Annotated in this window: 13 protein-coding genes; 12 read left to right on the top strand and 1 reads right to left on the bottom strand. The window is 47.1% G+C overall.

All coding sequences use genetic code 11. The features are described 5' to 3' along the window. Positions 1-2 precede the first annotated feature (2 nt). Positions 3-950, top strand: coding sequence for a nucleoside hydrolase (locus tag MKY95_RS31525; RefSeq protein ID WP_076320098.1), 948 nt, complete (start codon positions 3-5; stop codon positions 948-950). 79 nt (positions 951-1,029) lie between these two features. On the opposite strand, the gene MKY95_RS31520 is transcribed toward MKY95_RS31525, so the two are convergent. Beyond that, positions 1,030-1,557 (bottom strand): heme-degrading domain-containing protein, encoded by a 528-nt coding sequence (locus MKY95_RS31520; RefSeq protein WP_083669956.1) that lies wholly within the window; start codon positions 1,555-1,557, stop codon positions 1,030-1,032. Positions 1,558-1,735: 178 nt separating this feature from the next. Here MKY95_RS31520 and lspA point away from each other — a divergent pair, with 178 nt between their 5' ends. The 11 genes from lspA to MKY95_RS31465 all read left to right on the top strand — a co-directional run bounded on the left by lspA (position 1,736) and on the right by MKY95_RS31465 (position 14,976). Continuing rightward, positions 1,736-2,227 carry a signal peptidase II gene (gene lspA, locus MKY95_RS31515; RefSeq protein ID WP_036606631.1) on the top strand — a complete coding sequence of 164 codons (492 nt, stop codon included), beginning with the start codon at positions 1,736-1,738 and terminating at the stop codon, positions 2,225-2,227. A gap of 479 nt (positions 2,228-2,706) precedes the next feature. Continuing rightward, positions 2,707-3,945, top strand: coding sequence for an extracellular solute-binding protein (locus tag MKY95_RS31510; protein ID WP_256721351.1), 1,239 nt, complete (start codon positions 2,707-2,709; stop codon positions 3,943-3,945). Between the two features lie 24 nt (positions 3,946-3,969). After that, positions 3,970-4,836 carry a sugar ABC transporter permease gene (locus MKY95_RS31505; RefSeq protein WP_036606633.1) on the top strand — a complete coding sequence of 289 codons (867 nt, stop codon included), beginning with the start codon at positions 3,970-3,972 and terminating at the stop codon, positions 4,834-4,836. Then, a complete protein-coding gene (locus MKY95_RS31500; RefSeq protein WP_036606635.1) occupies positions 4,836-5,663 on the top strand; it encodes a carbohydrate ABC transporter permease in 828 nt (275 codons plus the stop codon). The genes MKY95_RS31505 and MKY95_RS31500 overlap by 1 nt, the downstream gene beginning before the upstream one ends. A 567-nt stretch (positions 5,664-6,230) precedes the next feature. After that, positions 6,231-7,994, top strand: a complete 1,764-nt coding sequence (locus MKY95_RS31495) for a sensor histidine kinase (protein WP_083669955.1) — start codon at positions 6,231-6,233, stop codon at positions 7,992-7,994. Further along, positions 7,984-8,778 (top strand): response regulator, encoded by a 795-nt coding sequence (locus MKY95_RS31490; RefSeq protein ID WP_076320096.1) that lies wholly within the window; start codon positions 7,984-7,986, stop codon positions 8,776-8,778. Before MKY95_RS31495 ends, MKY95_RS31490 begins: the two co-directional genes overlap by 11 nt. Positions 8,779-8,892: 114 nt before the next feature. Then, complete coding sequence (locus MKY95_RS31485; protein WP_076320095.1) at positions 8,893-10,212, top strand: extracellular solute-binding protein; 1,320 nt, start codon at positions 8,893-8,895, stop codon at positions 10,210-10,212. A gap of 38 nt (positions 10,213-10,250) precedes the next feature. Continuing rightward, positions 10,251-11,132, top strand: a complete 882-nt coding sequence (locus MKY95_RS31480) for a sugar ABC transporter permease (RefSeq protein WP_036606643.1) — start codon at positions 10,251-10,253, stop codon at positions 11,130-11,132. A 216-nt stretch (positions 11,133-11,348) separates the two neighbouring features. After that, positions 11,349-12,212, top strand: a complete 864-nt coding sequence (locus MKY95_RS31475) for a carbohydrate ABC transporter permease (protein WP_036606719.1) — start codon at positions 11,349-11,351, stop codon at positions 12,210-12,212. A gap of 236 nt (positions 12,213-12,448) precedes the next feature. After that, a complete protein-coding gene (locus MKY95_RS31470; protein WP_036671595.1) occupies positions 12,449-13,858 on the top strand; it encodes an MATE family efflux transporter in 1,410 nt (469 codons plus the stop codon). Positions 13,859-14,097: 239 nt separating this feature from the next. After that, the gene (locus tag MKY95_RS31465; protein ID WP_179088715.1) at positions 14,098-14,976 is read left to right on the top strand and encodes an AraC family transcriptional regulator; all 879 of its coding nucleotides are present in this window, start codon (positions 14,098-14,100) and stop codon (positions 14,974-14,976) included. Positions 14,977-15,018 lie beyond the last annotated feature (42 nt).

Here is a 15,018-nt window from a genome sequence, read left to right as displayed (position 1 = left end):
TCATGAGAAGAGTCATCATCGATACAGATACAGCAGGAGACGATACGATTGCGATCCTGACGGCATTGCATCACTTTCAGGTGGAAGGCATCACCATTACGGGCGGTAACGTACAATTCGACCAGGAAGTTGAAAATGCCCTGTACACGGTACAGGTTGCTGGACATGGCGGCAAGGTGCCGGTATATAAAGGATGCGAGCGTCCGCTAATGGCCTACGGAAAGGCTCAGCACCGCACAGTGGAAGATGTGCATGGCGATGATGGTATGGGCGGCGCGCATTTCCCGAAGGCGGATCAGCGTCCCGAGAGCGGGCATGCGGTTGATTTTATCATTGAGAAGGTGCACGCAAATCCGGGCGAAATTGAACTTCTGGCTATTGCTCCACTGACTAACATTGCGATGGCAATTCAGAAAGACCCCACGATTATCCCGGAGATTGCTCACCTGTACATCATGGGCGGAACGAATAATGCACTTGGCAATATCACACCGGCGGCGGAGTATAACTTCTACGTGGACCCGGAAGCAGCGAAAATTGTACTGCATGCCGGAATTCCGATCACGATGGTTGGCTGGGAGATGTGCACGCAATATTCAGTGATGGACGATGACGATCATGCAGAGATTGCGGCTCTGGGTACATCGGGTGCCGATTTCTTCACTGCAATCAACAAAGTGGTTATGCAGTTCAACAAGTCGGTACATAAACTCAATGGCACCACTCATCCGGATACATTGTTGATGGCTGTAGCGGCAGATGAATCCATCATGACCAAGTCGGGTCAATATTATGTGGATGTGGAAGCGGCAGGAGAACTGACACGTGGATACAGTGTGGTTGATATCAACGGACGTTTTGGCAAAGAGCCGAATGTACGTGTCTGTGAAGCCATTGATCGGCCCAAATTCAAATCTATGCTTCTGGACGTTCTCTCAGCGATCCAATAAAACGCAAGAATTTAACTGCAGGAAAAAGAAGAAAATCCGTGCCTATCCCAGGTACGGATTTTTTATTGCCTATTTTAATCTAACTCTGCTGCAACAAAAACGAGCGAATGCCTGTCGTGACCAGATCATGGTCTTCCTCATCAGGCAAACCCGATACTGTAATGGTGCCGACCTGTCCCTCATTTTCCAGAATCAGCGGGAAAGCACCACCAGCCAGAACATAGTCCGATGCAGGCAGATTGAAGTCTTGCTCAAGTGTCTGGTTTTCGCTTCTCAACCGCAGGGCGGTATGCCAAGAACTGGAGGAGAAATGATTCACCACGTTGTTCTTGCGTCGAATCCAGTCTTCGTTGTCGGGATGAGTGCCTTCCATCGCATGCAAAAAGAGACGATGCCCCTCCAGGGTGATGTCGATGGTCACGGCTTGGGAACGACGCTTCGCTTCTTCAACCAGATGCAGGCCAAGGTTAAGTGCCATTTCAGAATCAAATGTGTCAAATACCAAGTCCTTTTCTTCCTGTTGCATTTCCTTTAATTTCTCTGTCGTGGTCAGGTTCAAATTACAGGCATCCCCTTTACGTATATGATTGATGTCTACATTCGACATGGATTGGTGTAGTCCCTTCTGGATGCAGTCTGAACGATGTTAGTGGACGTTATTTGCGTGGTTAAAGACCGTTCATTTGGAGACCGTACATCGGCTGTGTTAAAGTGAAGGGAACCTAATATACATAACTCTTAAAGTTAAAATAAGTTATTGCTACGTAGGCAGGAGGAGAAGCACGATGCTGTTTTATTTTGTAGCACTGCTGGTGACTTTGGTGGACCAGGGAACCAAGATTGCAGTGAGGATGTATATGGAAGTTGGCGACGTCATGAGACTGGGTAACTCAGGCATGCAGTTACAGCATTACGAGAACAGTGGAATGGCGGGCAGCATGTTTCAGGGAAATGCGCGTTTGTTTGGTGTGATTGCTGTTCTGTTCATAGCAGGCATGCTGTATTACCGGAGTAAAGGTGAGATTCGCGGTTTCTGGATGCAAGCTGGCGCGGGTTTTATGGTCGGTGGGGCGTTGGGAAATGCAATCGATCGATTTATCTATGCCCGGGTAACGGATTTCCTCGTATTTCCGTCAGGACGCGGGATTTTGAATCTCGCTGATGTCGCAATTAACATCGGTGTGGTCATGATCATCATCGGCATGTTGATTCGTGCATATCAGAGTTATCGGGCCAAGCGTTTACGTAATGCTTTGCCGAAAGCAGAACGTTCGTAATAGGTTGGATAAAAGCGTTACAGTGGCTGAATATAAGCTGAAAAAATGAGGGACATTGGATATTATCCAGTGTCCTTTTTGTTATGCCCAATTCGGGTCATGGGAAGAACTGCCTTGATTCATTTTTATCGAAACCGTTTTAGAAATAATAAAGACGTATATCATCCATTCAGATTGAAGTCGGTTTGGAAGGATTAACCAAATGGTTATTTCACCATCTGAATGGGTAAATTTTTACGTATATAAAGTGAAACTAAGATATACACGAACACGGAGAGTGCAGAACCAATCTGAAGAAGCGCAGCTAAAAGCTTTCTGAAAGAAAGCTGCTTCGAAAGCATACGCTAAAACCGGATTTTCCCTTTGAGGAAGGGAATCAAAAAATCTGGGGATAACAACGATCGGAAGATGGTACTGCAATCGGAGTGACACTGTGTAAATCACATTAGTTCAATTTATAAAGCTGAGGGAGGTACAACATGAGAACAACGCTTACCAAGGCTCTCGGGACAATGTTGCTGTGTGGAATGATGGCTGTACTTTTATCTTCCTGTACCAGTGGGGATAGTGCGAATGGCAAAGTGCAGATTGAGTTTTTCCAGAACAAGCCTGAAGCCAAAACAACCTTTGATGAATTAATTAAAACATTTAATGCGGAGCATGACGATATTCAGGTGACACAGGTGAATCCGCCGGATGCGGAGACGGTATTGAAGACCCGTGTCGTCAAAAATGATATACCGGATATTATGGCCATGGGGGCAACGGATACGTATTCCATTCTGGCCCAGAGTGATATTTTCACCGATCTGACGGACAGCTCATTACTCCAGACGATTGATCCGAACTACATACAAATGCTGAATGATCTCACAGGCATGGACGAAGTGACTGGTATTCCTTACGCGACTAATGCAAACGGCATCATGTACAACAAAACGCTGTTTAAGGAAATGGGATTGGACGTGCCCAAGACGTGGGATGAACTCATTGCAACCGCCCAAAAGATTAAGGATGCAGGTGAGATTCCATTTTACTTCACATACAAGGATGACTGGCAGACGAGCCTGCCGTTCAATGCACTAGCCTCCAATCTGGTTGGTATTGATTTCTACCAAAAGCGGCGAGATAACAAAGTGACGTTCAAAGAGAAGTACCGCGAGGTAGCTGAGAAGCAACTGGAACTCATGAAATACGGTCACGGCGATAACTTTGGTAAAGCTTATTCGGACGGTAACCGTGCCTTCGCTAACGGTGAAGCCTTCATGTACATCCAGGGAACCTGGGCCATCTCGGAGATTCGCAAAGCGAACCCAAATGTTGACATCGGTTTTTTCCCATTCCCTACGGGCAACGATGCAAGCGAGATCAAGCTGGTGAACGGGATCGACTCCCTGTTTACCATTGCGGCGGACACGCCTAATCGCGAACAGGCAGAGACGTTTATTGCGTTCCTGTTAGAGCCTGAAAATATCGGAAGATATATTGACGAACAGACACTGTTCTCTGCGGTAGAAGGCGTGAAGCAGGATGATCCTGCCGTACAGGAATTGATGCCATATATCGAGCAGGGCAAGGTTATTGACTTTCCCGATCACTATATTCCGGCTGCGGTGCAGCTGAATTCCATCGTACAGTCCTTTTTGCAGAACCAAAACATCGACAACTATCTAGATACACTCGACAAAGAATGGGACAAGGTTGCTAATCGGCGCTAAGCCTTGTCTGAAGGAGGATGGAGTATGAACAAGCGTATCGCACCTTATTACTGGATGACGGTTCCGGCGGTTGTATTGTTCTTTGTATTTATGACACTGCCGGCCCTCCAGGGCATCTATTATTCATTTACGAATTATAACGGATTCGGGAAAGAGTATGATTTTGTTGGCTTTAAAAACTATTTCAACTTGTTCCAAGATGACAATGTAGGCAATGCCTATTGGTTTACGTTCAAATTTGCGATCGTGGTGACGATCCTGACCAATATTCTAAGCTTACTCATTGCACTCGGGCTGAATGCCAAGATTAAGTTTCGTAATTTCTTCCGCGGCATCTACTTCCTGCCCAATATTCTGAGTGTACTGATCGTAGGTTACATATTTAACTACCTGTTCTCCAACGTATTCCCGATCTGGGGACAAAATCTGGGCATCAACGCGCTATCCACGAACATACTTGGTAGCGAGAGCCTGGCTTGGATCGGTATCGTCATTGTTGCAGTTTGGCAATCGGTGGCCCTGAATACGATTCTGTATTTGGCTGGTCTGCAAACGATACCAACGACACTGTACGAGGCATCCAACCTCGACGGCGCAGGCAAATGGCGTGAATTCTGGAGCATTACTTTCCCGCTTATTGCCCCGTTCTTCACCATTAATATGGTGCTGGCGATGAAAAATTCACTTATGGTCTTCGACCAAATCGTAGCCTTGACCAACGGTGGTCCCGGACGGGCGACGCAGTCCATCTCCCATCTGATCTACACCGGCGGATTTGAAGGCGGCGAATATGCTTATCAATCTGCGAACTCGGTTATTTACTTCATCGTTATTGCGGTGATTTCAATTCTGCAAATCCGGTTCCTGCAAAGAAGGGAGATGGATCTGTAATGAGAAGCCGTACACGAATCAATTGGCTCGTTATGCTGCTCGTTGTGCTGGGTACCTTGTTTATCCTGTTCCCATTATATATGACCGTTACGATTGCTTTGAAAAATCCAGAACAGATGGCCCAGTCGGTCTTTGCCATTCCGACCACACTTCACTGGGAGAATTTCGCGAGAGCTATCGACATGACAAACTTCTTCCAATCGTTCCGTAACAGTGCGATCGTTACCGCATCAACGGTGCTCTTGACGTTGCTCAGTAACTCGATGGTGGCCTATGCGATTGCGCGGAATATGGAGAAACGCAAGTTTTTCAAAGGACTGTATTATTACTTCGTCAGCGCGATGTTCATTCCGTTCCCGATCATCATGCTGCCGATTGTTAAGCTGACCGCATCGCTGGAGATGACAAATCTGGTAGGTCTGATCTTGCTGCACACGGTATATGGCCTGGCATTCAACGTATTTGTGTACGTGGGATACATCCGGTCCATTCCGGTGGCATTGGAGGAAGCGGCGTTTGTGGATGGGGCGACAACCTGGGGCACGTTCTGGAAAATCATTTTCCCGCTCATGGCGCCCATCAGTGCCACGGTTGGTATTCTGACCTGCCTATCGACATACAACGACTTCTTGTTGCCACTCATTATTATCAGTGATCCGGGACAGTACACGCTGCCGCTGGTACAGTATGTATTCCAAGGACAGTTCAATACTGAATTTAACCTTGCATTTGCATCATACCTGCTCGCGTTACTGCCGATGATTATCATCTATCTGTTCGCACAGAAGTGGATCATCAACGGGGTTACCCAAGGGTCCGTGAAATAACTGAAGTTGTGTCACAGAGAAGGATATGTGTGAAGGGATATGAACAAAGAGAGGTGGACTTTAAAAGTTCCCTCTCTTTTTTTGATCCTTGTCATTTAACGTTTGGGAACTATTCGGGAGGATTGATTAACCTGTAAAACTATGCTATTTTTTAGTCGTTAGTTTAATCGGTAAACAAAGACTAAGAGAGAAGAAGAGTAAGGTTCATTTCTGCAAGCGCTTTAACTATATAAATGAACTAAACATTTACACGAGAACGGAGAGGGCAGAAATAACCTGAAAAAGCGGAGCTAAAAGCTTTCTGAAAGAAAGCTGCATCGGAAGCATATGCTTCGCCTTTATCACCGGATTTTCCCCTTTAAAAAGGGAATCAAAAAATCTGGGGATAACAGCGATTGGAAGGTTATTCTGTCATCGTAGTGGCTAGTGTAAATATTCTTTTGTTCATTTTATATAGAAGAACTGAATACGTAGATAAATCCGGCATCGTTTGTACCCAGTCTTCAAGAGCACGGGCGTAAGGTGGTGGGTTCTTTTACATGCCAAAAAGAGAGGAGAATGGGGAAGTTGCACGGGAAAAAAGGACATTTTAACTCACTTCGCAATCAGATCTTCATTGGTTTTGTTATGGTGATGCTTGTTGTTCTGCTGCTCGCAGGCATAACGGCTTATGATCGGGTAGCTGCCCTGCTGAAAAGCAATGCGGAGAAACATATTCACCAAACCGCCGTCCAAGCCAGTGGAAGATTGGATGCAATCATTGCACAAGTGAATTCGCTGACTGCCCAGGTGGCGGATGATGCATATGTGCAACGTCTGCTCAGCGATGAGAAACAAGGCAACCCGGCGACCTTTAATCAGCGCCAAGCTCTCTTGCAGATTGCAGGCAGTTATCAGTCTTTCATTAATGGCGCACAAAGTATGGAGATATACACTACGGGTTATAACCGCATCTTTCCGATGGATGACCGATCCCTCGATCTCAGAGTGGAGCGCAACTGGATCAACCTGGCGGATGAAGGAAAAGGCAGACTGGTATGGGCAGGCGCTGACCCTGAAGATCCGGGTGTGCTCCTGGCTATTCGGCGGATTAACCTGCTGGATCATTCTTTCGAACACGGAGGTTATGTGGTGGTGCGGATGCAGCGTAGTTTTTTTCAACTCAATGATTCGAATGGGACAGATGGTTCGCAGGACTCTATCATGCTCTTGGATGGTGCAGGCGAAGTGGTGAGTTCCGATCTGGAAATTAATCTCGATCCAAAGGCCATATTGGACAGCGGATCAGTCGTGCAGAACGGGGAGGAATCCTATATCGTCGTCAGGCAAAAATCGGAGTTAACGGGATGGACACTTGCTGTCCTGACCCCGTTGCGGGAGACAACGGAAGGTGTATCCATCCTGAGAACAGCGTTGCTCGTCTCGGGAATGATTGGTGTTGTTCTGTTCCTTATCATGTCCTTCTTCCTGTCCACCATGATTACACGTCCACTCATACGGCTGATGCGGGCCATGCGCAGTGCAGAGCCGGGAGCAATGAGACCTAATCTAATGGTTAGCTCTACGATGGAGATCAATGAACTTAACAACGTATATAACCAGATGGTCTACAGGCAGAATGAATTGACCCGTGTGGTTCATGAGAAGGAAGTCATGCAGTCCCGGGCTGAGCTGAAGGCGTTGCAATCTCAGATTAATCCCCATTTTCTATTCAACACGCTGGAAGCGTTCTATTGGTCCCTTGAGGAGAAGGGAGACGAGGAGATGGCACGTATGGTTGTGGCGATGTCCCGATTATTTCGCTACATCATCTCCAGTTCGCAGCAGGATGAATGGGTTACGATTGCCGACGAGCTGGAACACGCGGAGCGTTATCTTCAAATTATGCAGATGCGGTTGGGAGAGAGAATGCAATGGCAGATTCAGCTGAGCGATGCGGTACGTGAGGTCCACATCCCGAAACTGCTCATACAGCCCTTGGTTGAAAATGCGATTCTTCATGGGGTTGAAAGTAAACTGGGTCCGGGAACGATAAGCGTCCATGTGGATGCTTCGACCGAGAAAAATCTGGTTCGCATTGAGGTTCGGGATGATGGTCCCGGTATGGATGAATCACGGCTTCAATCTGTCATTCATGCTTTACATGGCGGGCCCGCTGTATCTAACAAGGGTACAGGCGTAGGTCTAATCAACGTACATCGGCGACTGATGCTTTACTTTGGCAGCCAACTTGGCGAACGTTGCAAGCTTTCCATAACAAGTAAGGTTGGGGAAGGAACTGTCATTTGCTTTGAGATTCCCAAGGGAACGGAGGGTGCATATGATTCATGACAAAACGATTCTTATCGTGGATGATGAGCCGCGTACAAGAGAGGGTATTCGCAAAACACTGGAAGGATGGTCGGCAGGACGAAATCACATTCAGACTGCAGAAAGTGGTGTCGAGGCTGTGGAATGGCTCAAGAAAAAGCCAGCAGATCTGTTAATAACGGATGTTCGCATGCCGGAATTCTCTGGCTTGTCTCTGATTGAAGCCATTCAGCATTTTTCGAACAAGCCTGTTGTCCTGATTATGTCGGGGCATGCCGATTTTCAGTACGCCCAGCAGGCCATTAAGCTGGGTGTTGTGGAGTATATGTTGAAACCGATTGATAAGGAACAATTGCTACAGACCGTCGAAAAAGCCCTAAAGTTCAGCGAACAACAACGACGTATTCAAACGATGCAAGAAATGGTTGACCCCAAGCTGCTGGATGTTAAGGAGCGAGGGGAACAGAGGCTAAATAGCCAGATCAGTGAAGCTTTGACCTATGTGGATACTCATCTGGGTGAACATGTAACTATGCGTGAAATCGCTGATCTACTCCATCTCAACTCCAGTTACTTCAGCGTATTGTTCAAGGAACAGATCGGCATCAATTTTAGTGAATATCTTACCCGCAAACGCATTCAGCGCGCGAAGGAGTTGCTTGTACAGACAACGATGCCCATCTCGGAGATTGCCGAACAGGTGGGTTATCAGACGGATAAGTATTTTATCACAGTATTTAAAAGTCTTGAGGGGCTAAGTCCAAGCAAATATCGGCATTCCCTATCTGAACGAAATAACAAATAACCTCAAAAAAGTGGAGTTTTTCCAAATTACTCTGGTCTTATAGGTGTGATAGGCCCGTGCTACAATTTGGTTAAAGCGGTTACATTAACCGAAAAAACCAAGGGGGTTGGAATAATGAGCAAAAAGACGATGGCCATTCTTCTGTCATGGACGCTGGTTCTCGCCGTAATTTTATCCGGATGTAACAGTTCAAGTTCGGATGAAGAGGGTGAATCAGGCAGCAACGGCACAGATGGGAAAGTAACCCTCAAGTTTATGCACCTCTGGCCAGCAGGCAGCTCCGCACAGCAAAACAAACTGGTCAACGATATCATCAAGCAGTATCAGACGGATCATCCCAATGTAACCATTAAGCAGGAAGTGCTGGAGAATGAACAATATAAGAACAAATTGAAAATTCTGTCGGCATCCAATGAACTTCCCGATGTTGGTGTAACTTGGGCTGCCGGATTTCTGGAGCCTTATGTGAAGGGGAACCTGTTCGCACCGGTCGATGATCTGCTGAGTGACTCTCTGGGCGAGAAATTCATAGCCGGAACAACAGAAGCTTATGCCATAGACGGCAAAACATATGCGTTACCAATCGAGTTGAATATCTCCCCCATTTATTATAACAAAGCCATTTTTGCGAAATATAACTTGCAGCCGCCAGCAACGTACGATGAATTCCTGAGTGTGCTGAAGACATTGACAGAGAACGGTGAGGTTCCGATCGCACTGGGCAATAAAGACCGCTGGACCGGCTCACTCTGGTATATGTATCTGGCGAATCGGTTAGGTGGAGATGCACTGGAAAAGGCGATCAATGGCTCTGGCAAGTTTGATGATCCTGCGCTGACTCAAGCTGCTGCCGAGGTACAAAAACTGGTGGATATGAATGCCTTCAACAAAGGTTTCAACGGGTTGTCTAACGATGAGGGTAAATCCGAATTCATGAACGAAAAAGCTGCCATGTACCTGATGGGTACCTGGGAACTGCCAAACTTCACGACTAACCCGGACATCCCGCAGGAATTTAAGGACAAGATCGGATTTTTCAAATTCCCAACAATGGAAGATGGCAAGAGCGATATTAACAGCTGGGTAGGTGGTCCAGGCGTAGGACTGTTCGTGGCCCAGAACTCCAAAGTGAAGGAAGAAGCGCAGAAGTTTGTGCAATACTTTGTGGAAAAATGGGGTGAAAGTTCTGTAACTGAAGCAGGCGTCATCCCGGCTACCAAAGTGGATACAGCTGCAGTACAGCTGCCACAGCTTTACATTGACCTGCTCAACGAATTGAATCAGGCCAGCAGCCTTACACTCTTTGCAGATGTACAGATGAAACCGGCAGCCGCTCAGGCCCATCTCGACATGATTCAGGCGTTGTTTGGCAAAGCGGTAACACCGGAGGACTTTGTGAAGAATCATCAGGCTGCAATTGATAAAGGCAATTGACGTACACACGTTTGAACGCTTGAAGGGAGGATAATGTGATGGACAAAGTCATGTCCAACCGTCTCGTTGCTGCGTTGTACGTGCTTCCTGCACTGCTTCTGCTGCTGGTCTTGGTTTACATCCCGATCGTGCTCACCGGGTATTATGGGTTGATGCAATGGGACGGGATCGGTGCAATGACCTTTATTGGATTGGATAATTACGCCAGACTTCTTCAAGACGGAACATTCTGGCAGAGTGCGAACCATACCTTTTTGCTTGCTTTGTTCTCTGCGCTGAGTCTGATCGGTTATCTGATGATCGCTTTGGTGCTGTCAGGCAAGATCAAGGGGGCCAATCTGTTCCGCAAAATATATTTGATCCCGATGCTGCTGTCTTCGGTCGCGATCGCTCAGTTATGGCTAAAGATCTACCATCCAAGCAATGGTGTGCTGAACACCTTTCTGGAAGCGATTGGCTTCAGCAATCCGCCAGCCTGGCTGGCGGAGCCATCCCTGGTGTTGTATGCACTGTTCGTGCCGATTCTATGGCAGTATGCAGGCTTCTATATTTTGATCTATTATGCGGCCCTCAAAAATATTCCGGAATCTCTGGTGGAAGCAGCCCGGATTGATGGAGCAAGCCCTTGGCAGATCGCTTTTCGAATCAAGCTGCCCCTTATTACAGAAGTCATCAAGGTGACTGTGGTACTGGCAGTGGTGGGCTCACTCAAGTATTTTGACCTCATCTACGTGATGACCGATGGCGGACCAAATGGCTCCAGCGAAGTGATGGCCTCCTATATGTATCGTCAGGCGTTCCGTAGCTTCGACTTTGGTTACGGCAGTGCTGTAGGGTTCTTCCTGCTCTTGATCTGTCTGCTTGTTACCTGGCTGCTTCGTAAAGCGACAGCATCCAAAGATACGATCCAGTATTCCTGACGCTAGTTCGTGTCTGAAAACTCGCTGAAGTGCATCTTTTACCGCCTTTTCGCCCCCTGCTGCGTCACTTTCCCTTGACGTGCCCCGGCACGCCTGCGGAAAATTTCCTTGCTTGGAACGAAAATTCGGCAAAATCTGCCACCTTCGGAGTTTCCAGACACGCCCTAGTGAAATGAAAGGAGGTCCATCCCGGTGAAGACGGATACGGCCGTTAGATTGCCAACTTACCCGGGGACAAGCCGAGGTTCGGCATGGTTAAGGCGATTCGGATATATCCTGCTGTATTTCCTCTTGTCCCTGGTAGCTTTGCTTCAAATTTTACCCTTGGTATGGCTGCTGTTGTTCTCGCTTAAAAATAATCAGGAAGTATTCGACATGGCGCCTTTTTCCCTTCCTGCTACTCCGCGTTGGGAAAACTATGTCAAGGTATGGACAGAGGGAAATATCAGCTTGTACTTCTTCAACAGTGTATGGATTACGGTGGTCTCGGTGGTGATCACCGTGCTGTTCGCCAGTCTGGTGACCTTTGCCATTACACGTATGCGCTGGAAGGGTCGTTCGCTGGTGCTGGGGCTGTTCATGGTGGGTCTGATGATCCCTGTACACTCCACGTTGATCCCGCTGTTCAGCTTGTTCCTGAAGCTTCATCTCACAGATCATCCTTTGTCAGTCATCCTGTCTTATATTGCCTTTAATATGCCAATTACCATTATGATTCTACTTGGATTCTACTACGCTCTCCCCCGGGAAGTGGAAGAAGCCGCAGTGATGGATGGTTGCTCCGTGCATCGGATTTTCTTTCGAATTGTGCTGCCGATGACGTCTTCGGTCATTTCCACAACGGCGATCATTAACATGATCTATAACTGGAATGAATTCATCTTTGTTAATACGTTCATCAGTACAGATTCGTACAAAACCCTGACTGTTGGGGTACAGAACTTTATTGGTCAATACACAACGGATTGGGGAGCCATTGGTGCAACGCTGATGATTAGCATTATGCCAATCCTGATTGCTTTTCTCATCCTGAGTAACCGAATCGTGGAGGGCATTGCTGCGGGTTCTGTTAAAGGTTAAAAGGTTGAGGTTCCAAGGTCCTTCCATTACTTGCTTAAAAGCGAGTTGGGAGGGGCCTTTTTTGTCTTCTGAAACCTCTGATAAGCTTACGGAAATGGGGCTTTATGAAAGCAGTGAAAATACCTATTTATGGAATTACAAAAAACTTTCAACTATTTTCGCAAAACTACTGCATTTTCAAACCACCTGTGCTAACATACCCTAAGAATTAAAGCCCACATGGGAAAGGTGAGAAAATGACAGCAATATCCTCAACCAAAGAGTCCCTTCGTTCTGATGCCAAGGATCTGAATCTGATTCGACTGACATGGCCTATTTTCCTGGAACTCTTCTTATTTATGTTGATGGGGAGCGTGGATACGCTCATGCTCAGCTCGGTATCCGATAATGCGGTCTCCGGCGTTGGAGCAGCCAATCAGATTATTTCTATCGCTATCCTTGTATTGGAAGTCATTGGACATGGTGCTGCGATTGTAGTCGCACAATATATCGGATCCAAAAAGTTAAGTGAAGCAGCACAAGTTACGGGTAATGCGATCACACTGAATCTTATCGTAGGTCTGGTCCTGAGCGGAATCTTCCTTCTGTTCGGAGGACATTTGTTATCACTCCTGAACATTCAAGGCGAAATTTATGATTTTGCCCGTTCGTATATAAATATCGTCGGTGGCGGTATCTTCCTTCAGGCGCTCATTAATGCGCTGGCTGCGACGATTCGTACACATGGTTACACCAAAGAAACGATGTATGTTGCTGTATTCATGAACGTGATTCACGTTGTTGGTAACTATGCATTGATCTTTGGACACTTCGGCCTGCCGAAGCTTGGGGTGGAAGGGGCAGCGATCTCCACGGTGGGAAGCCGTTTTATCTGCCTGCTGATCTTCTTCTGGTTGTTGTATCGTGTGAGCGAGGTACGGGTGGATTTTGAATACTACATTAAGTTGTCCAAGAAATTCATTGGCAAAATTCTGCGGATTGGTATTCCGTCTGCGATGGAATCCATGGTATATCATTCCTGCCAGCTCGTGTTCACGCTGTATGTGACCTATCTGGGCGCAGAAGCTATGGCAACCAAGCAGTATGCGGGTAACATCTCCAGCTATATCTACTTGTTCAGCATGGCGATTGGTATGGGGACATCGATCATTGTAGGTCGGCTTGTGGGTGCGCGGCGCAAAGACGATGCGTACAAACGTGTTTTTGACAGTGTAAAATGGGCCCTTCTGGCCACGGTTATCATTGATGTAATCATCATTTTTTTCCGTGTGCCGCTGATGAGCATATTTACGGATAATCCGGAAATTATCAAGCTGGGGGCTCAAGTGATTCTACTCAGTCTTTTGCTCGAAACCGGGCGTACCTGCAATATTGTGATCATTGGTTCCCTGCGTGCGGCAGGGGATGCAAAGTTCCCGGTATACATGGGTCTGATCTCCATGGTCTGCATGAGTCTGCCACTGGGATACCTGCTCATATTCAAGCTTCATCTGGGGCTCGCTGGTGTATGGCTTGCCATTGCGGCGGATGAGTGGACCCGCGCGGTCATTATGTACTTCCGCTGGAAGAGTAGAGCTTGGGAGAAACATGAACTGGTGGAGCATGATGATGAAGAGGTTGGTGCACAGCCGGTACCAGCTGTCTGACGAATAGATAAATGAACCTGTTGTAGATCAATGAAGTGGCTCTAGAGTAGCCACAGGGCGGCAGTTTCCCAGAAGAGTCAATTACGGAAAGGATTCAATCCGTGATTGGCTCTTTTTGCATCTCCGGCAGAGGTAAACAGAAATAAAGATAGCAAAAATGATCAAAACGGCGATGACATCCTTCACGTATAGTAAGGATATGGAAGGGGGCTTTACCTCAGTTGAGCCGTTACCGTGCAATGATTCAGCAAAGTTTGTTCTATATTGAGACTCATCTGCATGAGCAGATTGGGCTGGAAGAAGTGGCGTCCGAGGCGTTGTTGTCGCCATATCACTACCATCGAATTTTCCGTAATGAGGTGGGCATGACCGTGGTGGATTATATCCGAAACCGTCGGATGAGTCTGGCGTCCACGACCCTCCGATCGACGGATGCGGGCATTTTGGACATCGCTCTGGCGTGTGGCTTTGAGAGTCAGGAGGCCTTCACCCGCGCATTCCGCAAATTATATGGCATGCCACCAGGACGTTTTCGCAAATTATTTGATCTGAAATTATTCGAAGGAAGAACCAGAGGAGGAGAATTACAGATGAATCAGACGTCAATAATTACAGGTTGGATGTTAACCGGAAGTCATCCGCAGAATTATGAGATGGGCATTGATCCGGCCGAAGTGCATCAGGGAAAAGCATCAGGATATTTGAAGGCCGTTACGCCGATGGAGCCTAACGAGTTCGCAACAATGATGCAACAGTTCAGAGCGGACAAGTATGTGGGTAAGCGGATGAAGTTATCGGGATTCGTGAAGACCGAGCATGTGGATGCGTTCTGCGGATTATGGATGCGTGTGGATAATAACGCCCATGATGTACTTCAATTTGATAACATGCATGATCGGCCAATTACGGGTACGCAGCCATGGAATCAGTATAGTATTGTGCTTGATGTGCCGGAGGGCAGTGCGGTCATTTCGTTTGGGGTTATTTTGAACGGCAAAGGAAAAGTGTGGGTCGACAGCTTCCGCTTCGAGGAGGTTGATCTGAACACACCACTGACACATATGGAGACAGAGTACGAGATGTCGGACGAGCCGCTGAATCTGTCATTTGAGGAGTAAATGCAATTTAAGTGCAGATCCATTATCAAGCTGAGGCTATAT

This window comes from Paenibacillus sp. FSL P4-0176, assembly GCF_037975265.1.
GTDB classification, from domain to species: Bacteria; Bacillota; Bacilli; order Paenibacillales; family Paenibacillaceae; genus Paenibacillus; species Paenibacillus amylolyticus.
This window is presented reverse-complemented; position numbering and strand designations above follow the sequence as displayed.

What these genes read in the sequence shown, in the direction of transcription:
- MKY95_RS31525 (WP_076320098.1), top strand. Translation starts at nt 3, where the DNA reads ATGAGAAGAGTCATCATCGATACAGATACAGCAGGAGACGATACGATT.
- MKY95_RS31520 (WP_083669956.1), bottom strand. Translation starts at nt 1,557, where the DNA reads ATGTCGAATGTAGACATCAATCATATACGTAAAGGGGATGCCTGTAAT.
- lspA (WP_036606631.1), top strand. Translation starts at nt 1,736, where the DNA reads ATGCTGTTTTATTTTGTAGCACTGCTGGTGACTTTGGTGGACCAGGGA.
- MKY95_RS31510 (WP_256721351.1), top strand. Translation starts at nt 2,707, where the DNA reads ATGAGAACAACGCTTACCAAGGCTCTCGGGACAATGTTGCTGTGTGGA.
- MKY95_RS31505 (WP_036606633.1), top strand. Translation starts at nt 3,970, where the DNA reads ATGAACAAGCGTATCGCACCTTATTACTGGATGACGGTTCCGGCGGTT.
- MKY95_RS31500 (WP_036606635.1), top strand. Translation starts at nt 4,836, where the DNA reads ATGAGAAGCCGTACACGAATCAATTGGCTCGTTATGCTGCTCGTTGTG.
- MKY95_RS31490 (WP_076320096.1), top strand. Translation starts at nt 7,984, where the DNA reads ATGATTCATGACAAAACGATTCTTATCGTGGATGATGAGCCGCGTACA.
- MKY95_RS31485 (WP_076320095.1), top strand. Translation starts at nt 8,893, where the DNA reads ATGAGCAAAAAGACGATGGCCATTCTTCTGTCATGGACGCTGGTTCTC.
- MKY95_RS31480 (WP_036606643.1), top strand. Translation starts at nt 10,251, where the DNA reads ATGGACAAAGTCATGTCCAACCGTCTCGTTGCTGCGTTGTACGTGCTT.
- MKY95_RS31470 (WP_036671595.1), top strand. Translation starts at nt 12,449, where the DNA reads ATGACAGCAATATCCTCAACCAAAGAGTCCCTTCGTTCTGATGCCAAG.
- MKY95_RS31465 (WP_179088715.1), top strand. Translation starts at nt 14,098, where the DNA reads ATGATTCAGCAAAGTTTGTTCTATATTGAGACTCATCTGCATGAGCAG.